The sequence below is a fragment of the Roseivivax sp. CAU 1753 genome, from assembly GCF_054482575.1.
In genome coordinates, this window is record NZ_JBTLRF010000001.1 from 311637 (window position 1) to 333047 (window position 21411).

Below are 21411 nucleotides of genomic sequence, written 5' to 3' on the forward strand. Positions count from 1 at the left end.
CAAAACGGCCCGGAATTGATACCCCGGGCCGTTCCTTTGTCAATCGCCTTGCGCGATCAGCGGTAGCCGACCACTGTCAGCTCGCCGCCGTCGATGACGTATTCGACGTAGGACCCGGCCGCTTCGCCCGCGCCCACCAGTTCGACGCCCGTGGCGCCCTGGTAATCGATCTCACCGCCTTCGGCGATGATCTTGAGCGCCTTGGACAGCTCACCGGGAAGGATCGCCTCGCCGGGGGCATTGGCCACGTCCATGACGCTGCCGGCATAGGTTCCGGCTTCGGTCGATCCGGATTTCGCCATTGCCAGGATCAGCAGCGCGGCGGCGTCGTAGCTTTCGCCAGCATAGACCGACGTGCCCTCGATACCCGCAGCGCCTGCAAGTTCGTTGAACATCGGACCGCCCTGGTTTTCGCTGCCGGGGGCGGTGGCGATGGCGCCGTCGATATCCGAACCGAAGGTCGCGGTCAGCGAGTCGCCGACCATGCCGTCGCCAAGTGCAAAGGTGTCAAAGGCACCGGTGTCGAGTGCCGCCTGGATGACGCCTGCGCCACCCTGGTCCACATAGCCCAGCACGACAAGCGCATCGCCACCGGCAGAGGCCAGCGCGCCGACTTCCGCGGAATAGTCCGCCTTGCCGTCTTCATGCGCCGCGGACAGGGTCACCTCGCCGCCCATGCCCTCATAGGCGGACACGAACGCATCGGCAAAGCCCTTGCCGTAGTCGTTGTTGGTGTAGGTCACCGCGACCGAGTTCATGCCCTTTTCGCTGAGGATCGTGGCCAGAACCTCGCCCTGACGCGCGTCGGAAGGCGACGTGCGGAAGAACAGCCCGTTGTCTTCGGCGGTCGACAAGGCAGGCGACGTCGCCGAGGGCGAGATCATCGCGACACCGTTCGGCACCGCCACGTTGGCCAGCACGGCCGTGGTCACGCCCGAGCAATCCGCGCCCATGATGCCGACGACGCCATCCGACGTGATCAGACGCTCTGCCGCAGCCGTCGCGGCGCCCGCGTCAACGCAGGTCGCATCCGCGCGCATCGGGGTGATGCTGGCGCCCCCCATGAAATTCTCGTCGCCCGATGCTTCGGACATCGCCATCTCGGCACCGGCGGCCATGGCCGGTGTGAGGCTTTCGATCGGACCGGTAAAGCTCAGCAGGACGCCGATCTTGACGTCGCTATGGCTGGCCGCCATCGCGGCACCGGCGGTTAAGGCGGTAGCCGCAGAGGCCAACAGCAGTTTTTTCATTTCTTTCTCCCTGTGGTGGAACGTTGTCCTGGCGCGGAGCCTAGGCGCGGTTCGCATAAAAGAAAAGACCCTGCACGTAACGTCAACCTCTGGCCGCGAAGGGTCGGATCGGGACGGTCCGACGGCGCGTCCGCGCGGTGCTGCTGGGCAGTCTGTCGCAGCATTGCCTTGCCGAAAAGCGGGCGCAAATCCCCCCGGTGCGGACCGGCGTTGCCGGGGGGCGCGACGCCCGGGCGGCGGCGATCACGACACCCGCATCGCACCGTGGCTGCCGCGTTCGCGATACGGGGTGGTTTCGTAGTGTGCCCGGTAGCACTTTGAAAAATGCGACGGCGAGGTGAAGCCGCAAGCCAGTGCCACGTTGATCACGCTCATGTCGGTCTGCATCAACAGGTTGCGCGCCTTCTGCAGGCGCAACTCCATATAGTAGCGCTTGGGGCTGCGGTTGAGATAGCGCCGGAACAGCCGCTCAAGCTGGCGCGTCGACATGCCGACATCGCGGGCCAGTGTCGCGGGGCTGATCGGTTCCTCGATATGGGCCTCCATGCGGTGAATGACCTCGGCGAGCTTGGGGTGGCGCACACCGATGCGGGTCGGAACCGACAGGCGCTGGACGTCCTGATCGGTGCGGATGGCGGAATAGATCAGCTGATCGGCCACCGCATTGGCCAGCGCCGAGCCGTGCTGATCGGCGATGATCTTGAGCATGAGATCCAGCGACGCGGTACCGCCCGCGGTGGTAAAGCGGTTGCCGTCGACCGCGAAGACCGCCTTGGTCAGCTCGATCTCGTCGAACTCTTCCAGAAAGCTGTCCTGGTTTTCCCAATGGATGGTGGCGCGCTTGCCGTCCATCAGACCGGCCCGCGCCAGAACATGCGCCGCGGTGCACAGCCCGCCGATGCGCACGCCGCCGCGCGCCTCGCGCCGCAGCCAGTTCAGCAGGGGCCTGGTGGTGGCCGACTGCACCTCGAGCCCGCCGCAGATCACCACCGTATCGTCCCGCCTGAGCGGCACCAGGTCGCTGTCGAGCTGGAACGTGGTGCCCGCCGAACAGGTGATGGTGCCGCCACCTTCGCCGACCAGCGTCCAGGAATACAGCTCGCGGCCCGCCATGCGGTTGGCCAGCCGCAGCGTCTCGATCGCCGAGGCAAAGGAGATCAGCGTGAAGTTGTTGAGCAGGACAAAGACGAAGCGGCGGGTGACCGCGGCATCATCGATGACGATCGCTCCATTCTCTTCTGTCATCGTGTCCTCCTTTCGTGCGCGACTCGCCCCGACCATGGCGGCTCACTGTCTCGGTTCCTTAACACAGGTCAAGGTGCACGTCGTTTTCGATATGGTCACGCAGGGGTGCATCCGCTAAGACCGAACCGCAATTTGATGCGACCGCTACAAAACGGAGAGTCCCGATGAGTGATTGGCAGAAGACAACGTGGCGAAACAAGCCCCGGGTGCAGATGCCTGAGTATACGGACCAGGCTGCGCTGCACGACGTCGAGGCGAAGCTTGCCAAGTATCCGCCGCTCGTCTTCGCGGGCGAGGCCCGGTCGCTGAAGAAACAACTGGGCGCCGCAGGCCGTGGCGAAGCCTTTGTGCTTCAGGGTGGCGATTGCGCCGAGTCCTTCGATCAGTTCTCGGCAGATGCCATCCGCGATACCTTCAAGGTCATGCTGCAGATGGCCATGGTGCTGACCTATGGCGCAAAGGTGCCGGTGGTGAAGGTCGGTCGGATGGCGGGCCAGTTCGCCAAGCCGCGTTCGGCCCCGACCGAGGTCGTGAACGGCCAGGAACTGCCGTCCTACCGGGGCGACATCATCAACGAGCTGCCCTTCACCGCCGAGGCGCGCACGCCCGATCCGCAGAAGATGCTGCAGGCCTACACCCAGGCGGCGGCCACGCTGAACCTGCTGCGCGCGTTTTCGACCGGTGGCTACGCCGATGTGCACCAGGTCCATGCCTGGACGCTGGGCTTTACCGATGCGGAGGAAGCGTCGAAATACCGCGACCTCGCGGGCCGGATCTCGGACACGCTCGACTTCATGAAGGCGGCGGGTCTGGAAAGCGAAAGCAACCACAACCTCAAGACCGTGGATTTCTACACCTCGCATGAAAGCCTTCTGCTGGAATACGAAGAGGCGCTGTGTCGGCTCGATTCCACGTCCGGCAAGTGGCTGGCCGGGTCCGGTCACATGATCTGGATCGGCGACCGCACGCGCCAGCCCGACGGCGCGCATGTGGAGTTCGCCCGCGGCGTGCTGAACCCCGTCGGCCTGAAATGCGGCCCGACGACCACGGCGGAAGACCTCAAGCTGCTGATGCAGAAGCTCAACCCGACCAATGAAGAGGGCAAGCTGACGCTGATCGCGCGCTTCGGCGCGGGCAAGGTGGCCGAGAAACTGACGCCGCTGTTGCAGGCGGTGCGCGAAGAGGGCGCCAAGGTGACCTGGGTCTGCGATCCGATGCACGGCAACACGATCAAGTCGTCGTCGGGCTACAAGACCCGGCCCTTCGATGCGGTCATGCGCGAGGTGCGCGACTTCTTTGCCGTGCACAAGGCCGAGGGCACGATCCCCGGCGGCGTGCATTTCGAGATGACGGGCCAGGACGTGACCGAATGCACCGGCGGCGTTTATGCGGTCTCTGACGAGAACCTGTCGGACCGCTATCACACCGCCTGCGATCCGCGCCTCAACGCGTCGCAATCGCTGGAACTGGCCTTCCTCGTGGCCGAGGAATTGACCGACTATCGCGAAAGCAAGGCCGCCGTTAACGCCTGATAACGCCTGACGTCCCGCGCCGGATACCGGGGCGACACCGATGAGACGGGCCGGACCTTCGGGGCCGGCCTTTTTCATGCGCGCCGCATGCCCGGCCCCGATCTTGCAACCCGTCAGGTCAGGGCCGCGCGTTTCACCGTCAGACCAAGGGTGACCAGACAGGCCAGGCCGACCGCCGCATACAGGCCGAGGATCAGCGATATCTCGGAATGCGCCATCGCATCGGCACCGGAGGCACCACCCGCCGCCAGATAGAGCGAGGCCGCGAACAGCAGGCGACCGAACAGGCTCTGGATCGAGAGGTAGGTGGCGCGGCCTTCGTCCGTCAGGCGGGGCTGGATATGGGCCAGGATGAAGGGCCGGGACAGGGCGTTGGGCACCATGCGCATCGCCAACGCCAGGATCGCGATCGCGGCCCCGGTGATCGCCAGCACCGAAATCAGCGCGATCTGCAGCGCGAAGGCCCACAGCAACAGCGCCCCGAGCCCGAAGCGTCGGCGCAGACCCGGCGCGGCCAGCGAGGCCAGCAGCGACACCGCCATCATCAGCGCGGTGATCGTGCCGCTGACCACGGGCGCTTCCTGCGACAGGCCCAGACCTGCAAGCGCGTCCAGAATGAAGGGCTGGCCGAAGATGAAGGGCAGGTGACTGTAGCCGTACATCAACACCGCCAGCGCGAAGAGCCACACAAGCCCCGGATCGTGGAAGGCGCGGCGGATGGCCGACAGTTGCGAGAGCGGGATCACGGCGTCGCTGCGGGTGCGTCCGGGTTCGGAAAAACCGAGCACGATCAGCAGACTGCCGACCGCACCAAGCGCGCTCAGCCAGAACGGCAGGGGCAGGGACCAGAGGGCGGCCAGTCCGCCCAGCGGGGCCGAGATCAGCAGCGCCGAAAAGGAAAACCGCCAGGCGCGCAGCTCCTCAGCTTCGACCGAAGCTTCCTCGCCCGTGGCCAGCAGCGACTCGTAGAGAAAGGCGCTGTCGGTGCCCGAGGCGAAGGCCATGCCCGCGCCCAGCAGCGCCTGACCGGCGACAAAAACCGGAAAGCTGCCGCCCAGCCCCAGCAACACCGACCCGGCGACCATCGCCAACGCCGAAACGCCCAGTGTCAGCTTGCGGCCCAGCCGGTCCGACATCACGCCCGATGGCACTTCGAACAGCGTGGTCGACAGATCGTAGACCGCGTAGAGCAGGATCGCCTGCGCCGGGGTCAGAGCCTGCTGGAAGTACAAAAACCAGGTGGCCTGCCAGAACAGTAGGCTTTGCCCCGCCTTGAACCAGGGATATAGCGCGATATTGCGCCTCTGAGCGGTGTCATCGCCTGTCATGTCGCCCTGACAATGACGCCGACGCGCGCCCGGCGACAGCGAAAAGCGCGGCAAGACACCGCCCGCAACGTCGCAAGGCGATCAGGCGCCAAAGTCTTTCGGCGACAACAGCGCAAGCTCGTCCTGCGCCCACCGCGCGGTGTTGTAGGTCGCGACCTTGCGGCGCAGCGCGATCATGCGCGACTTGCGGTTCTCGGGCGTCATGGTCAGCGCGGTCTCGATGGCGTGATCCATGTTCTTGTGCGAATAGGGATTGGTCAGGATCGCGGACCCAAGCTCGATCGCGGCACCGGCGAATTCGGACAGCACCAGCACGCCGTCCTCATCGTCGCGCGAGGCGATGAATTCCTTGCACACCAGGTTCATGCCATCGACCATCGGGGTGATCCAGGCGACGTCGGCGACGCGGTAGTATGCGACCAGCGTCTCGAAGGGAACAGCCCGCGAAATCAAGGACACAGGGGTCGACTTGAATGTGCCGAAGCGGCCATTGATGCGTCCCGCGATCTGTTCGATCTCGTCTTGAATCTCGGCATAGACGGTCATGTTGCGGTTGGCCGGAACCGACACGTGCAAGAGCCGGACGTTGCCGCGCATCTCTTCGTGTTTTTCGAGCAACCGCTCGAAGGTCAAGAGTTGCTCGGCGCCGCCCTTGGTGTAATCGGTGCGCCCCACAGACAGGATCAGCTTGGCATCGCCAAGTTCCTCGCGGATGGCGGCAACGCGGTTTCGCGTGTCCTCGCGCGCGGCGACCTCGGCGATATAGTCGGTGTCGACGCCCACCGGACTGACCCCGAGGATCACATCCCGCGTCTCCGTGGTGATCTTGACCGGGCGCGTACGATCCGACAGCGCAGAGCCTTCTGAGATGAAGTCATCCGACACCTTCACCCGTGGCACGTCGCCCACATCGCGCTGCGATCGAACCACCGACACAAAATTCGACGCATAGCGGGGAATATGAAAGCCCACCACGTCGCAGGACAAAAGGGAATCCACGATCTCGCCACGCCAGGGCAGCACGTTGAAAATATCCGCTGCCGGAAAGGGCGTGTGATGGAAGAACGAGATGCGCAGATCGGGGCGCATCTGGCGCAGATAACCGGGCACGAGCCAGAGATTGTAGTCATGCACCCAGACCGCGGCATTGTTGTCGGCCTCGGCGGCGGCGGCTTCTGCGAAGGCCTGGTTGACCTTGCGGAACGTGCCCCAGTCGACGGGGTCGTAGTTATACTTCTCCTTGAAGCCATGAAGGATCGGCCAGAACGCCTCTTTCGAGGTCACGTGATAGAAGCTTTTCACATCCGCCGCCGTCAGAGGCAGCCGCGACACGGTATATTTGCCGAAGCTGTCATTGACTTCGATGATGCGATCAAAACCAGGATCGGTGACGTCCTTGGCCTCTTTCCAGGCGACCCAGGCGGCATTGTCCACGCGCCCGAAAAAGCTTTTGAGCGTCGGCACGATGCCGTTGGGGCTCTTGTTTTCGCGCAGAACCGTTTTTCCGTTTTCTTCAACCTCTTCATAGGGTTGCCGATGATAGACGATAACAAGATCGCTGCCCATTCAGGTGTCCTCCGGTCCGGGGTGAAGATCCATGACGCGTATGGCCTCAAGAATGCCGCCAGCCCCGATGGCGTTGGCCTTGTGCACATGCGGCAGGTGCCGCACCCGATCGAGCAGCGCTTCTTCGGCACCGCCGACGGCCACGGCGGGCAGGCCGCATTCCAGCATCGAGGCATCGTTCAGCGTGTCGCCCGCCGCCAGAACCCTGCCGTCGGGAATGTTCATGTGGGCAACGAAGCGACGCAGCGACGGTCCCTTCGAGACACCGCGCGGCAAGACGTCGAAATACTTGTCGTCCGAGATCAGCCAGTCATGCCCCAGACCCTCGACCTTTGCCTTGGCCGAGTCATCGAATTCAGAGGGTTGCAGGTCATAGCTGACGCGATGCCTGAACGCCGTCGGTTGCAGGGTCAGCCCCGGATGGCCGTCAAGCACCGACCGGACGCTTGAACCGGCGTCATTCCAAAGGCTTGCGATCTCTTTTTCAAGTTCCGCGATCGGGAAGATCTGGCGGTCCGCCACTTCGGCGATTGTGGTGCCGACGTCGCCGATCACATATTCCGGCCAGGGCACGCCGCTGTCGCAGAGCGACCGGATGAAAGCCGGATCGCGGCCGGTCACGAACACCAGTCCGATGGTTTCGCGATTGGCCTCGATCCAGCCATACAACCGCTTGCGATCCGCATCCGAGCCGCCAAGAAAGGTGCCGTCCAGATCGGTCGCCAATACGAAGTGACGGTCTGAAAATGCCGTGGAAACGGACGTTTGGTGGCTCATGTCGGTGCCTTCCGTGAGGCGGGATGATCCAGCTGGATCCCCAACGCGCGCGGCTCGCTTTCGATCGGTCGCGACCAGAGCGTGACAAAGGTCGAGGACAGGTCCGCATTTTCGTGCAGGATCCCGTGGACAGCTTCGCAAATCGGCATGGTGACGCCAATGCGCCGGGCGAGATCGACGACGGAGACGGCGTTGACCTCACCTTCGACCACAACCTTCTGGCCGTCGAAACATTGCCCGCGCGGCGTGCCCTGGCCAAGCTGATACCCGAGCGACATGTTGCGCGACGTCAGCGATGAACAGGTCAGTGTCAGATCGCCCGCCCCCGACAGTCCTGTGACAGTTTCGCGTTTCCCACCAAGGGCTTCGGCGAGAAACTTCATCTCGTCCATACCGCGCGCGATCAGTGCCGCACGGGTGTTTTCGGCAAATCCCGCCCCGGTCATCATACCGCAGGCAATGGCGATCACGTTCTTGACCGCGCCGCCAATCTCGACCCCGACAAGATCGTCGGAGATATAGGGGCGAAACGCGGCCGAGGACATGGTGACGGACATCCGGGCTGCAGGGCTTTCCTGCGGGCTCAGCCGATCCTTGTAGCTGAAATTGAACGCGATTGTGGCCGCCGTGGGATGGCCAAGCACCGTTTCCTTGGCGAATGTCGGGCCGGACAACGCCCCGACGGGGTGGCCCGGCACCTCCTCTTCGACGAGGTGCGACAGCAGATACCCGGTGCCTTGTTCGATGCCCTTGCAGCACAGGACCAGTGGCACGCCGGGGGGCAGGTGTGGGCGGATGCGCGCGCAGAGCTGGCGCAGGGTGCGCGATGGTGTCGCCAGCAGAACCGCCTCGGCCCCGTCAAGCGCGGCGGCGAGGTCGGTGGTGGCGCTGATCCCCTGCGGAAGCGGCGCGTCCGGCAGATATTCTGTGTTGCGGTGCTGCGTGTTGATCGCCTCGGCAAGCGCCTTGCGGCGTCCCCAGAGACGCACCTCGCAACCGGTGGTCGCGGCAACCGCGGCAAGCGCCGTGCCCCAGCTTCCCATGCCAAGAACCGCGATGCGCCCATAGGGCCGCGCCGAGCGCTTGTGCGCCTGCGAAGCGACGCCAGAGGGGGGAAGAGAAGTCAGAATCTGTCCATCCATGTGATCGGGTTGGCTGTGAGTGACACGGTCACGCCGGTCGATCAACAAGCTAGTGGCTTAAACGGAAGTGTCCAGATGGGTGCAGTGCAGCATTTGGGACGGGTTTTGTAACGCTGCATGTCGGGGCCCATGGGAATTTCCAGGATTATCAAGTCTGTTCAATGCTCAAGAGGGAAAAGTTGAGAAAACGCTTGAACATGCGCCGGAACGGCTGCCTGCTGACCGACTGACAAGTCGCCTTCGTCAGGGCACGGGCTTCAGCGCTGTGCGCAGGCCCGGCAATGCGCGAACGCCCCGCATTGTCGTCCGGGCATGCCCTTTTTCAGTCGTTCGAGACGACCACGCGAAGATGCGGCGCGGTTTTGGCGGCGCGCGGCGCATAGGGCGCCGGGGCTTCGGCGAAGTGCCGCGTCCGGGGGCGCACGCCGGTGGTGGTGGCAAGGCCGGCAAGGGGCTCGACCTTGATCGCGGCAATTTCGAACCGGCGCGGGGTGCGCCCGATGGCACCTTGCGACACCAGCCCGCCCAGCGCGCGGTCGACGCCGCCCGCGTCGCAGGTCAGCGGCAGGATCAACAACGAGGCGCGCAATTCGGACCGGGCAAATCCCGCCGGGCTGACGAGGTCGGCGCGCAACAGCGCTGGCCCGCCGAAGACCTGCCGCAGCGCGTCTGCCAGCCCATCCCGCGCGGCGGGAACAAACAGCGCCGACAGCGGCATGCCCGCCACCTCCATGCCCGACAGGTCGTTGAGATGCGATCCGGCAACCCGAAGCCGCGCGATCCCCGGGGCGATGTGATGCAGAAGAAAGGCACTCTCGAGCGCGTCTTCCATCCCGCGCGGATCCACCGAAGAGCGCGGCGGCACCGGGCCACGTTCGGCCCGCAAGGCCTGCCAATAGGTTTCGATCGACGCCAATGCGGCGCGCTGTCGATCCTGTCCCCGAGCGACCATTGAAATCACCCCGTTGCCTCGTTTTCCACGGCCGAGCATCGCTGTCTCCTCACTCAAGGTCGGCGTCGGCTGCCCCGTGCCTAAGCCTGCGTTCATCTGTCTTACTAAAGCCTTAATTTAAACAAGTTTGCCCAAATTGCGCCCAAATTTGACGGCGATGGTTAATCCCGGCGGAACCTTGCCATGTGGTGCACCCTCAAGTAGTCCGGTCAAGCCGGAAACGACGCAGGGGAGCATACGCCGATGCGCCAATCGATGACGGGCTTTGCCTCGGCCGAAGGGGCCGGGCAGGGGGTAAGCTGGAGTTGGGATATCCGGGGCGTCAACGGCAAGGGGCTGGACCTCAGGCTGCGCCTGCCCGACTGGATCGAGGGGCTCGAACAGGGGGTGCGGCAGCGGCTTCAGGGCCGAATCGCACGTGGCTCGGTTTCGGTGTCGTTGAAGATCGCGAGCGACGGCGGAGCCGCGCGACTGGCGGTCAACGAGGCGGTGCTGGCGGATGTGCTGGGCGCGCTGGCCCGCGTCGAGGCCGAAGCGCAGGGGCGCGGCCTCAGCCTGACCACCCCCACGGGCGCCGAGATCCTGGCGTTGCGCGGCGTGATGGAAGAGGCGCAGGCCACCCCGGACCGCGCCGCGCTTTGCGCCGAACTTCTGGACGATTTCGAGCCGGTGCTGGCGGATTTCGTCGCCGCGCGCAAGACCGAGGGTGCGGCGTTGCGCGACATCCTCGAGGCGCAGCTGGCGCGCATCGGCGCACTGGTCGACGAGGCCGCGGCCCGCGCCGAGGACCGGCGGTCGGATCAGGCCAAGCGCCTGCGGACGCAACTTACGCGGGTCATGGACAATGCGGATGGCGCGGATCAGACGCGCGTCGCGCAGGAACTGGCGCTGATCGCCGTCAAGGCCGACGTCACCGAAGAAATCGACCGCCTGCGCGCCCATGTGGCGTCGGCCAGGGGCATGCTTGTCGAAGAGGGCGCGGTCGGCAAGAAGCTCGATTTCCTGATGCAGGAATTCAATCGCGAGGCGAATACGCTTTGCTCGAAGGCGCAATCGGCCAGCCTGACCGAAACCGGGCTGGCGTTGAAGACGCTGATCGACCAGATGCGCGAACAGGTTCAGAACGTGGAGTAGACGCATGGAAGCGGCGCGGCGCGGCCTTCTTATCATCCTGTCCTCGCCTTCGGGCGCGGGAAAATCGACGCTGGCACGGGCCTTGCGCGATTGGGACAGCAACATCGTGTTTTCGGTCTCGGCCACCACGCGCGCGCCACGCGCCGGAGAGGTCGATGGCAAGGACTACCATTTCACCTCCGAGGCCGCGTTCAAGCACATGGTCGGCGCGGGCGAGATGCTGGAACATGCGCATGTCTTCGGCAATTTCTACGGCTCGCCACAGGGTCCGGTGACGCAAGCCATCGAGGCCGGGCGCGACGTGCTGTTCGACATCGACTGGCAGGGCGCGCAGCAGATCCGCAATTCGTCGCTGGGGCTGCACACGCTGTCGATCTTCCTGCTGCCGCCCTCGATCGCCGAGCTCAAGCGCAGGCTCGAGGCGCGCGGGCAGGACGGGGTCGAGACCATCGAGAAGCGGATGCTGAAAAGCTGGGACGAGATCAGCCACTGGGACGGCTACGATTTCGTGCTGGTCAACAATGACCTGTCCGAGACCGAGGCGCGGCTGAAGTCGATCGTGACGGCAGCCCGGCTCAGGCGGACGCAGCAGCCGGGCCTGACCGCGCATGTGCGCAAGTTGCAGATGGAATTCGAGGAGGGACAGCCATGACGATCTATGCACTGGACGATGTGACACCGCAGATTGCCGACACCGCGTGGGTGGCCCCCGACGCCAACGTCATCGGTCGGGTAGAGCTGGGGCCGCGGGTGTCGGTCTGGTTCGGCACGACGATCCGGGGCGACAACGACCCGATCACCATCGGCGAAGGCTCGAACCTGCAGGAAAACGTCGTCTGCCACACCGACCCCGGCTGCCCGTTGGTCGTCGGTGCGGGCTGCACCATCGGTCACAAGGTCATGCTGCATGGCTGCGTCATCGGCGACAACACCCTGATCGGCATGGGCGCGACGATCCTGAACGGGGCCAGGATCGGCAGCAACTGCCTGATCGGTGCCGGTGCGCTGATCACCGAAAACAAGCATATCCCGGACGGATCGCTGGTCATGGGTGTCCCGGGCAAGGTGGTGCGCGAACTGGACGCGGCGGCGATCGAGGCGCTGCGCGTATCGGCCAGGCATTACCAGGACAATGCCGCGCGCTTTGCCAAGGGTCTGCGCGCGCTCTGAGACCGTGATCGCGGGCTGAGGGGCCGGGCAGGGACACCGCGCCGCGACAACAGCCCGTTTGTGACAGATAGCCGCGCCGGGAACGGCCGGGTTTTCGAAGGAGTGCCGGACATGGCCACGAAACGTACGATCATGCGGCCCGACATCCTTGAGGAAGGCGCCTCGAAACCGGTGGTCAACGGCATCCAGCCCTCGGTGGTCTATGCCTCCGAAACGCCGGATGCGCTGGACGATCAGTATGAAGGGCGCGTCAAGGGCTACACCTATGCCCGCGAAGGCCATCCCAACGCCACGCTTCTGGCCGATGCCATCGCCCGGATGGAGGGGATGGATCACGGCCTGACGCTGGGGTCCGGCATGGCGGCGGTGACGGCGGTGCTGCTGGGGCTGTGCCGGGCGGGCGATCACGTTCTGGGGGGCGATCAGCTTTACGGTCGCTCGCTGCGCCTGATGAACGAGGATCTGCCACGGCTCGGCATCGCCACATCGCTGGCCGATCCGACCGATGCCGCGGCCTTCGCGGCGGCGATGCGGCCCGAAACCAAGCTGGCGCTGATCGAGGTGGTGTCGAACCCGACGCTGCGGGTGGCCGATCTGGACGGAATCGCGGCGCTGTGCAATGCGCGCGGGGTGACGCTGGTCGTCGACAACACCTTCACCACGCCGACCGCGATCAAGCCCGTCGACCACGGCGCGGACGTGGTCATCCACTCGGTAACGAAACTGCTGGCGGGGCATTCGGACGTGACGCTGGGCTGGGTCGCCGCGAAAGATGCCGCCCGGCAAAAGGCGATCTACGATTTCGCGGTGACCACCGGCATGACGCCGTCGCCCTTCGATTGCTGGCTGGCCGAGCGCGGTCTGATGACGTTTCCGCTGCGTTTTGCCCGCGCGCAGGACACCGCCGACCGGCTGGCGGCGCATCTTGCGGGGCAGGACGGCGTGCTGCGCGTGCTTTATCCGACGCGGGCCGATCACCCGGACCGCGACCGCGCGCAGGGGCTGCTCAGGGGGCAGGGCTGCAACATGGTCAGCTTCGAGATCGCGGGCGGGCGCGCGGCGGCCAATGCCTTTACCAGAGGGGCCGAGGTGCTGGCCTTCGCGCCGACACTGGGCGATGTCGGCACCACGTTGTCGCATCCCGCCTCGTCGTCGCATCGCGCGCTCGGCGAGGCAGGCCGCGCGAAGCTGGGCATCACGGAGGGGTTTTTCCGCGTTTCGGTCGGCCTTGAAGATCCCGATGCGTTGATCGCGGCCTTCGATGCGGGGCTGGACGCGGTGCGCGCCTGCCAGCCATGACCCCGTCCGCCTTTCTGGGCGCATTGCCGCTGCCGGCGTTGCTGATCCGTCCGGATGCCCGCATCTTGGCGGCCAACGACGCGGCGACCGGGCTGCTGGGGCCGGGACTGGCAGAGCGGCATTTCATCACCGCGCTGCGGCAGCCGGGCGTGTCCGATGCGATCGAAGCGGTGATGCGGGACGCCAGCCCCCGCGAGGCGCGGTATCTGGCGGATGACGGGCGGCTCGATACAACCTTCAAGGTGTCGATCCGCCCGGTGGCCGGGGCGGGTGTGCTGGTGGTCTTCGAGGACGAGACGCCGCTGTCGCATTCGCTTCGGATGCGCCGCGATTTTGTCGCCAATGTCAGCCACGAACTGAAGACACCGCTGACCGCGCTGATGTCCTTCATCGAGACGCTGAGGGGCCCCGCGCGCAGCGACGAGGCCGCGCGGGCGCGGTTCCTCGATGTCATGGCCACCGAGGCCGAGCGGATGAACCGTCTGATCGCCGATCTGCTGTCGCTGAGCCGGGTCGAGGCGGAGGAACGCGTGCGCCCGACGGCCGCGGTCGATCTCGTGGCGCTGATCGGATCGGTCCTGCCGGGCCTGTCCCGTCTGGCCGAACTGGCCCGCGTCGAGATCGCGACCGACCTTCCCGAACGCGCCGAGGTCATCGGCGACGCCGACCAGCTGCGGCAGGTTGTGGTCAATCTTGTCGAAAATGCGATCAAGTATTCCGGACCAGGCAGTCGCATCGATATCGGCGTCGGGTTGCCGCCGATGGCAGGTGCCCTGCGCGGTGACGGCACGGCGCTGGTGGTCAGCGACAATGGCGCGGGTATCGATCCGGTGCATCTGCCGCGGCTGACCGAACGGTTTTACCGCGTCGAGGCCCATCGCAGCCGCGAAAAGGGTGGCACCGGCCTGGGTCTTGCCATCGTCAAGCATATCGTCAACCGCCATCGCGGCACGGTGCGCATCACTTCGAATCCGGGCAAGGGCACACTGGTCGCGGTAAACTTGCCCAACGCAACCGCGGCCTCCGGCATTTTGTGAAATCGTGAATCCGGTGCAGATTGGTCCTTGTTACCAGTCCGAGGAGACGTGAAATGCAAAGACGCGATGTGCTGCTGGGGTTTTTGAGCATTGGCCTGGCAGGGTGCGCGGCGCCCCGCGAGGGGGTCGTCATGCCGCCCGATACCACCCTGATCGTGGTGCGCCATGGTGAAAAGGACGACGATACACTGACCGCCGCGGGCATGGCGCGCGCCAATGCCCTGGCGTCGGCGCTCGGTGACGTGGACATCGACCGCGTCTATTCGACCAGCTATGCCCGGAATGTCGCGACCGCAGAACCGGTGGCGCGGGCACAGGGACGCGAGGTCGAAACGCTGCCCGATTTCGACGTGGCGCCCGGCCTTCTGGGCGGCAACGCGGGCAAGACGATTCTCTGGGTCGGCAACAAGGGCAATATCTCGGAGATCTGGACAGCGCTGTCGCTGCCGGAGCCCGCGCCGCTGAACTACGGCGATCTTGGGGTCGTGCGTTCGGATGGGGCAGGCCGGGTCAGCGTTCAGATCCGCCGGTTCGGCGCTCAGTAAAGCGCGCCCGGTGCGCCAAGCAGCACGGCGGCGTAAAAGCTAGCCGAAGCTGTCAGGACAAAGGTATGCCAGGCTGCACGGGCATAGGGCCAGTCGTGCCGCACATAGATGCCGACGCCGCTGGTATAAAGCAGACCGCCCAGCAACATCAGGCTGATGACCTTCATCGACACCAGCCCCGGCAAGGTCAGCATCGGCGCCGCGGCGAACCACGCAAGGGCGAGATAGACCAGCGGGTCCCAGCGGCTTGGATTTTTCCAGTAGAGCAGTTTGCGCGAGGCACCGAACAGTGCCAGCGTCCACACCAGGGCCAGCGTGCTCAGCGCCAGCGGTGTCGACAGGATCACCGAGAAGGGCGTCGCGGTGCCGGCAATCTTGATGTAGATGGCGGCGTGATCGATCCTGCGCAGCAACGGGCGAATATGTTCCCACGGGCCGGAGTTGTAGACCAGCGAGGCCAGGAAGCTGCCGACCAGTGCGGTGGCATAGAGCGTCAGTGCCAGCAGGGTCCCGATGGTCGCGCCCGCCATGGCCGCGGTCGTCAGCAGGTAGGTCGCCGCAAGGAGCGACAGGATCATGGCGGAAAGATTGATTGCCGCGTCCAACATCCAGGCCCGCCGCGGCAAGGGCGAACCACCGTGGAGCGCAGCGCCCCAATATGTCAGATCACGGAACATGGATTTATCCTTGCCTAAAAACCGGGCTGAATTTTGACCGTGCTCATGTATTTAGCGACAATTGTGATATTTTTGCCTAACGCAACGCGCGATGCAACATCGCAGCAAAATTTGCATTGGGCGCGGATGACGCCGCGGCATCGGGCATTGTCATGAAACTGTTACGTCGGCGTCACAAAAGCTTTGTCGGACGGCGCTAGCCCTCGGCCCGTGGTCGCCGCCTCTTCGGGTGCGACCCCGTGATCTGACATCAACACTCGAATGGAGTGAACATGACCAAGACCCTGACCGTCTCCGCTCTGGCGCTTGTCGCCGCCGCGCCCGTATTCGCGCAATCGCGCGACAACGTGCAGGTCGCCGGTTCCTCGACCGTGCTGCCCTATGCCTCGATCGTCGCCGAGGCCTTCGGCGAGAATTTCGACTATCCGTCGCCGGTGGTCGAATCCGGCGGCTCATCGGCGGGGCTCAAGCGGTTCTGCGAAGGCGTGGGCGAGAACACCATCGACATCGCCAATGCCTCGCGCGCGATGCGGGAAAAGGAAATCGCCGCCTGCGCCGCGAATGGCGTCGACGAGATCATCGAGGTCCGCATCGGTTATGACGGCATCGTGTTCGCCAGCCAGATCGACGGCCCGGCCTTTACCGCCTTCACGCCCGCCGACTGGTACACGGCCCTTGCCGCCGAACTGCCCGTGGATGGCGCGATGACCGCCAATCCCAACCAGTCATGGGCCGACGTCAACGCGGATCTTCCGGATGTCGGGATCGCGGCCTTCATTCCCGGCACCAAGCACGGCACCCGAGAGGTCTTTGAGGAGAACGTGCTGCTGCAGGGCTGCGAGGATACCGGCGCGCTTGAGGCCATGGTTGCGATGGGCCGGTCCGAGGATGACGCCGAAGCGGCCTGTATGGCAGTCCGCACCGATGGCCGCTCGGTCGATATCGACGGGGACTACACCGAAACGCTGGCGCGCATCGACAGCAACCCCGACGGCGTCGGCGTCTTCGGACTGGCGTTCTACGAAAACAACACCGACACGCTGAAAGTGGCCACCATGGGCGGCGTCGCCCCCTCGGTCGAGACCATCGCCGCGGGCGACTACCCGGTTTCGCGGCCGCTGTATTTCTACATCAAGAAGGCGCATCTCGGTGTTATTCCGGGCCTCAAGGACTTCGCGCAGTTCTTTGTGGCCGACGAAATCGCGGGCGAGGGTGGACCGCTGGCGGATTACGGCCTCGTGCCCGACCCCGACCTGGCCGCCACCCAGGCCCGGATCGAGAACGAAGAGACCCTCGGCAACGGCGGCTGAACCCGCCTGCCTTGGTATCGCGCGCGGGGCGGCAGTGTCGCCCCGTTGCCTTTGACACTGACCCGGACGAAACGGACCCTGCCATATGCCTGTTGCCTGGCTTTTCGCCCTGATCCTGCTGATCACGCTGACCGGTTATCTGCTGGGCCGTGCGCGCGCGCTGCAAAGCGTCGGCGGCAATGTGCGCGATCTGCATTCGCTGCCCTCCTATTACGGGGCCAATGTGGCGATGAAGGTCGCCGTCCCGGCACTTGGCCTGCTGGTCGTTTGGCTGATCGTGCAGCCCTTGGTGATCGAGATGCGCGTTTCGGGGCTGATCGCGGAATTCGCCCTTGCCCAAGACCGCGACTCCAACCTCATCATGGCCGATGTGCGGCGCGTCGCCATCGGCATCGGTGCGGCGCTGTCGCAGGGGCTGATCAGCGCCGACGGGGCAGGGGCGCTGGACGTCGCCCGCGACGATATTCGCGCCACGCTGGCCGCCGCCGGCGTCGCGCTGGGTTCGGAGGTCAGCGCGCCGGTGCTTGAAGCGGCGCAACGGTACCGGGCGCTGGCGGCGCTGGGGGGCATGGTCATGACGCTGGCGGTGATCGGCGTCGCGGCACTGGGCTTCGCCTTGGCCCTGCGCCAGACCCGGAGCGACTTTCGGGCCCGCAACACCATCGAGACGGGCATCCGCGCCTTGCTGATCGCGGCGGCCTCGATCGCGGTCCTGACCACCGTCGGCATCATCCTGAGCCTTGTCTTCAACACCATCGAGTTTTTCCGGCTCTACCCGGCGTCGGAGTTCTTCTTCTCGACCACCTGGTCGCCGTCCTTCGGCGGCGGGTCCAGCCTCGGGGTCCTGCCGCTGCTTTGGGGCACGCTCTATATTTCGGTGATTGCGCTTCTGGTGGCGGTGCCCATCGGCCTCTTCTCGGCGGTATATCTGTCAGAATACGCCAGCAGGCGGATGCGCGCCGTGGTCAAGCCCGCGATCGAGATCCTCGCCGGGATCCCCACCATCGTCTACGGCCTCTTTGCGCTGCTGACGGTCGGCCCCCTTCTGCTGAAGGTCTTTGGCGATGACGGTCTGGGCTGGATGCAGGCGGGCACGGCGGTGATGACGGCCGGGCTGGTTATGGGGATCATGCTGATCCCGTTCGTCTCGTCGCTGTCCGATGACATCATCAACGCGGTGCCGCAGGCCATGCGCGACGGCTCTTACGGGCTGGGGGCCACGCGCTCCGAGACGATCCGCCAGGTGATCCTGCCCGCGGCCTTGCCGGGCATCGTCGGGGCCATCCTGCTGGCGGCATCCCGTGCCATCGGCGAGACAATGATCGTGGTGCTGGGGGCCGGGGCCGCCGCACGTATGGGGCTCAACCCGTTCGAGGCCATGACCACCGTCACCGCCAAGATCGTCAGCCAGCTGACCGGTGACGCCGATTTCGCCAGCCCCGAGGCACTGGTGGCCTTCGCGCTCGGCATGACGCTGTTCGTGCTGACGCTGCTGCTGAACGTCCTCGCTCTCTACATCGTGCGCACATACCGGGAGCAATACGAATGACCGATCGCAGCGCCGCCACAACGCCCCGCCACGCCAGATCGCTGCTGGCGGTCGACGCGCGCACGAAAAAGCGCAACGCCGCCGAGGCACGGTTCAAGGCCTATGGCATCGCCGCTATCGTCGCGGGGCTGTTCTTTCTGGTGGTTCTGCTGGGCACTATCCTGTCCAACGGGGTGTCCGCGTTTCAGCAGACGTTCATCACGGTGCCGGTCTTTCTCGATGCCGACGCGCTCGACAAGACCGGCAATCGCGATCCGGCCGAGATGGCGAAGGTGTCGACCTTCGGATACACCCCGCTGATCCAGCAGGCGCTGTGGTCCGAGGTCGAACGGCTGGGCGTCGATACGCCGCTTGCGGGCCCCAAGGCGATGAAGGCGGTCCTGTCGGCCTCTGCCGCAGCCGAGCTGCGCGACCGCGTCCTGGCAAACCCCGCGCTGCTGGGCGAAACGGTAACCCTTCGCCTTCTCGCGTCCAGCCGGGTCGATGGCTACCTGAAGGGGCGCGTCAGCCGGGACAGCGTCGCGCGCGACAAGAACATCGACGCGGAACATCTTGATCTGGTGGACGAACTGCGCGCGGCGGGTGTGGTCGCCAAGCGCTTCAACTGGGCCTTCATCACGGGTACCGATGCCTCTGAAAGCCGCCCCGAGCAGGCTGGTATGGGGGTGGCAATGCTGGGGTCGTTCTACATGATGCTGGTGGTGCTGGCGGTGGCCCTGCCCATCGGTGTTGCGGCGTCGATCTACCTTGAGGAATTTGCCCCGAAAAACCGCATCACCGACCTCATAGAGGTCAATATCTCGAATCTCGCGGCGGTGCCGTCGATCGTCTTCGGCATCTTGGGCCTCGCGGTCTTCATCCAGTTCGTCGAACTGCCGCAATCGGCACCCATCGTGGGCGGGCTGGTGCTGACGCTGATGACATTGCCGACGATCATCATCACCACGCGCGCCTCGTTGAAATCGGTGCCGCCCTCGATCCGCGACGCAGCGCTTGGCGTCGGGGCCTCGAAGATGCAGGCGGTCTTTCACCATGTGTTGCCGCTGGCCATGCCCGGCATCCTGACGGGCACCATCATCGGGCTTGCACAGGCCCTGGGCGAAACCGCGCCGCTGCTGCTGATCGGCATGGTGGGCTATATTGCCACGAACTATCCCGACAGCCTCGCCTCGGGGTTTTTCGATCCCAACTCCGCCATGCCCGCGCAGATCTACGAATGGGCCAAGCGCGCCGATCCCGCCTATTACGAGCGCGCCTGGGGCGGCATCATCATCCTTCTGGTGTTCCTGTTTGCGATGAACGCCATCGCCATTATCCTGCGCCGCCGGTTTGAGCGGCGCTGGTAAGAGGTATAGACATGTATCAGACCCCAATCCATTCGGAGACCCATGTGAGCGCCACAGACATCAAGATCGCCGCCCGCGACGTGCAGGTGTTTTACGGCGACAACCACGCCATCAAGGACGTGTCTGTCGATATCCTGGACAAGACGGTGACCGCGTTCATCGGCCCGTCGGGCTGTGGCAAGTCGACCTTTCTGCGCTGCCTGAACCGGATGAACGACACCATCGACATCGCCCGCATCGAAGGTGACATCCGCATCGACGGCGAGGACATCTACGACCGCCGCGTCGATCCGGTGCAGCTGCGCGCCAAGGTCGGCATGGTGTTCCAGAAGCCGAACCCGTTTCCGAAATCCATCTATGACAACGTGGCCTACGGGCCGAAGATCCACGGTCTGGCCCGCAACCGCGCCGAGCTGGACGCCATCGTCGAAAAGGCCCTGCGCCGCGCCGCGATCTGGAACGAGGTCAAGGATCGCCTGTCCGCGCCCGGCACCGGGCTTTCGGGCGGCCAGCAGCAGCGCCTGTGCATCGCGCGTGCGGTGGCAACCGAGCCGGAAGTGCTGCTGATGGACGAGCCCTGCTCGGCGCTCGATCCCATCGCGACAAGCCAGGTCGAAGAGCTGATCGACGAGCTGCGGCAGGACTACTCTGTGGTCATCGTCACCCATTCGATGCAGCAGGCCGCGCGGGTCAGCCAGAAGACCGCGTTTTTTCACCTGGGGCATCTGGTGGAATACGACACGACGGACCGGATTTTCACCAATCCGCAGGACAGCCGCACCGAAAGCTACATCACCGGACGGATCGGATAGCACCCATGAGCGACTTGATACGGCACATTCATTCCGCCTTCGACCGCGACCTTGAAGGCATCCAGGCCCAGATCATGAAGATGGGCGGGCTGGTCGAGGCCGCGATCCGCGACGCCGCGCGCAGCCTCGAGACTCGCGACGAGGAACTGGCCGCCCAGGTCCGGGCCGGCGACAAGACCATCGACGCGCTGGAGGACAGCCTGAATGACGAGGCCGCCCGCGTCATCGCGATCCGGTCGCCCGCGGCGTCGGATCTGCGGGTTGTGCTGTCGGTGATGCGCATGTCCGCCAACCTCGAACGGATCGGCGATCTGTCCAAGAACATGGCCAAGCGCACCGGCGTCCTGTCGCAGCTTACCCCCGTCGAGGGCACCGCCACGTCGCTGCGCCGCATGGCCCGCGAGGTCGAGCGGATGCTCAAGGACGCGCTTGACGCCTATATCCAGCGCGACGCCGACCTGGCCCGCGACGTGATCGAGCGCGACAGCGACATCGACCAGATGTACAACACGCTGTTCCGCGAATTGCTGACCCACATGCTGGAAGACCCGCGCAGCATCACCGCCTGCATGCACCTGCATTTCATCGCCAAGAACATCGAGCGGATGGGCGATCACGTCACATCCATCGCCGAGCAGGTGGTCTTCGTGGTCTCGGGCGAGCATCCCAACAAGCCGCGTGAAAAGGCGGACCGGACCTCGTTCGATCCGACCTACAGCATGGACCAGGCCGAGGACTGA

At 65.1% G+C, this 21411-nt stretch carries 20 protein-coding genes; 12 read left to right on the top strand and 8 right to left on the bottom strand.

What is annotated here, in order from left to right:
* Positions 1–56: 56 nt before the first annotated feature.
* Both ACXYMN_RS01420 and ACXYMN_RS01425 read right to left on the bottom strand, forming a co-directional pair.
* The gene (locus tag ACXYMN_RS01420; RefSeq protein ID WP_459011597.1) at positions 57–1250 is read right to left on the bottom strand and encodes an ABC transporter substrate-binding protein; all 1194 of its coding nucleotides are present in this window, start codon (positions 1248–1250) and stop codon (positions 57–59) included.
* A gap of 243 nt (positions 1251–1493) precedes the next feature.
* Positions 1494–2495, bottom strand: coding sequence for a GlxA family transcriptional regulator (locus tag ACXYMN_RS01425; protein WP_459011598.1), 1002 nt, complete (start codon positions 2493–2495; stop codon positions 1494–1496).
* Between the two features lie 164 nt (positions 2496–2659).
* On the opposite strand from ACXYMN_RS01425, the gene ACXYMN_RS01430 reads away from it, so the two are divergent.
* Positions 2660–4027: a class II 3-deoxy-7-phosphoheptulonate synthase gene (locus ACXYMN_RS01430; protein WP_459011599.1), complete on the top strand. Its 1368-nt coding sequence runs from the start codon at positions 2660–2662 to the stop codon at positions 4025–4027.
* Positions 4028–4140: 113 nt separating this feature from the next.
* On the opposite strand, the gene ACXYMN_RS01435 is transcribed toward ACXYMN_RS01430, so the two are convergent.
* From ACXYMN_RS01435 to ACXYMN_RS01455, 5 genes are all read right to left on the bottom strand, one after another.
* Positions 4141–5355, bottom strand: a complete 1215-nt coding sequence (locus tag ACXYMN_RS01435) for an MFS transporter (RefSeq protein WP_459011601.1) — start codon at positions 5353–5355, stop codon at positions 4141–4143.
* Positions 5356–5436: 81 nt separating this feature from the next.
* Positions 5437–6921: a glucosylglycerol-phosphate synthase gene (gene ggpS, locus ACXYMN_RS01440; protein ID WP_459011603.1), complete on the bottom strand. Its 1485-nt coding sequence runs from the start codon at positions 6919–6921 to the stop codon at positions 5437–5439.
* Positions 6922–7698, bottom strand: a complete 777-nt coding sequence (locus tag ACXYMN_RS01445; RefSeq protein ID WP_459011604.1) for an HAD-IIB family hydrolase — start codon at positions 7696–7698, stop codon at positions 6922–6924.
* A complete protein-coding gene (locus tag ACXYMN_RS01450; RefSeq protein WP_459011605.1) occupies positions 7695–8840 on the bottom strand; it encodes an NAD(P)H-dependent glycerol-3-phosphate dehydrogenase in 1146 nt (381 codons plus the stop codon). Before ACXYMN_RS01450 ends, ACXYMN_RS01445 begins: the two co-directional genes overlap by 4 nt.
* A gap of 322 nt (positions 8841–9162) precedes the next feature.
* Positions 9163–9792, bottom strand: a complete 630-nt coding sequence (locus ACXYMN_RS01455; RefSeq protein ID WP_459011606.1) for a PAS domain-containing protein — start codon at positions 9790–9792, stop codon at positions 9163–9165.
* Positions 9793–10035: 243 nt separating this feature from the next.
* Here ACXYMN_RS01455 and ACXYMN_RS01460 point away from each other — a divergent pair, with 243 nt between their 5' ends.
* From ACXYMN_RS01460 to ACXYMN_RS01485, 6 genes are all read left to right on the top strand, one after another.
* The gene (locus ACXYMN_RS01460; protein WP_459011607.1) at positions 10036–10926 is read left to right on the top strand and encodes a YicC/YloC family endoribonuclease; all 891 of its coding nucleotides are present in this window, start codon (positions 10036–10038) and stop codon (positions 10924–10926) included.
* A 4-nt stretch (positions 10927–10930) separates the two neighbouring features.
* A complete protein-coding gene (gene gmk, locus ACXYMN_RS01465; RefSeq protein WP_459011608.1) occupies positions 10931–11578 on the top strand; it encodes a guanylate kinase in 648 nt (215 codons plus the stop codon).
* Complete coding sequence (locus tag ACXYMN_RS01470) at positions 11575–12096, top strand: gamma carbonic anhydrase family protein (protein ID WP_459011609.1); 522 nt, start codon at positions 11575–11577, stop codon at positions 12094–12096. Before gmk ends, ACXYMN_RS01470 begins: the two co-directional genes overlap by 4 nt.
* A gap of 111 nt (positions 12097–12207) precedes the next feature.
* Positions 12208–13395, top strand: coding sequence for a trans-sulfuration enzyme family protein (locus ACXYMN_RS01475; RefSeq protein ID WP_459011610.1), 1188 nt, complete (start codon positions 12208–12210; stop codon positions 13393–13395).
* A complete protein-coding gene (locus ACXYMN_RS01480) occupies positions 13392–14432 on the top strand; it encodes a sensor histidine kinase (protein ID WP_459011611.1) in 1041 nt (346 codons plus the stop codon). The genes ACXYMN_RS01475 and ACXYMN_RS01480 overlap by 4 nt, the downstream gene beginning before the upstream one ends.
* Positions 14433–14485: 53 nt before the next feature.
* Positions 14486–14977 carry a histidine phosphatase family protein gene (locus ACXYMN_RS01485; protein WP_459011612.1) on the top strand — a complete coding sequence of 164 codons (492 nt, stop codon included), beginning with the start codon at positions 14486–14488 and terminating at the stop codon, positions 14975–14977.
* Here the strand turns inward: ACXYMN_RS01485 and trhA are convergent.
* Positions 14971–15654: a PAQR family membrane homeostasis protein TrhA gene (trhA, locus tag ACXYMN_RS01490; RefSeq protein WP_459011613.1), complete on the bottom strand. Its 684-nt coding sequence runs from the start codon at positions 15652–15654 to the stop codon at positions 14971–14973. The two genes, ACXYMN_RS01485 and trhA, sit on opposite strands and share 7 nt — an antisense overlap.
* Positions 15655–15926: 272 nt before the next feature.
* Between trhA and ACXYMN_RS01495 the strand changes: the two genes are divergently transcribed.
* From ACXYMN_RS01495 to phoU, 5 genes are all read left to right on the top strand, one after another.
* Positions 15927–16964 carry a PstS family phosphate ABC transporter substrate-binding protein gene (locus ACXYMN_RS01495; protein WP_459011614.1) on the top strand — a complete coding sequence of 346 codons (1038 nt, stop codon included), beginning with the start codon at positions 15927–15929 and terminating at the stop codon, positions 16962–16964.
* 85 nt (positions 16965–17049) lie between these two features.
* Positions 17050–18513 (top strand): phosphate ABC transporter permease subunit PstC, encoded by a 1464-nt coding sequence (gene pstC, locus ACXYMN_RS01500; protein WP_459011615.1) that lies wholly within the window; start codon positions 17050–17052, stop codon positions 18511–18513.
* A complete protein-coding gene (gene pstA / locus ACXYMN_RS01505) occupies positions 18510–19859 on the top strand; it encodes a phosphate ABC transporter permease PstA (protein ID WP_459011616.1) in 1350 nt (449 codons plus the stop codon). Before pstC ends, pstA begins: the two co-directional genes overlap by 4 nt.
* An 11-nt stretch (positions 19860–19870) precedes the next feature.
* Positions 19871–20671 carry a phosphate ABC transporter ATP-binding protein PstB gene (pstB, locus tag ACXYMN_RS01510; protein ID WP_459011617.1) on the top strand — a complete coding sequence of 267 codons (801 nt, stop codon included), beginning with the start codon at positions 19871–19873 and terminating at the stop codon, positions 20669–20671.
* 5 nt (positions 20672–20676) lie between these two features.
* A complete protein-coding gene (phoU, locus tag ACXYMN_RS01515; protein WP_459011618.1) occupies positions 20677–21411 on the top strand; it encodes a phosphate signaling complex protein PhoU in 735 nt (244 codons plus the stop codon).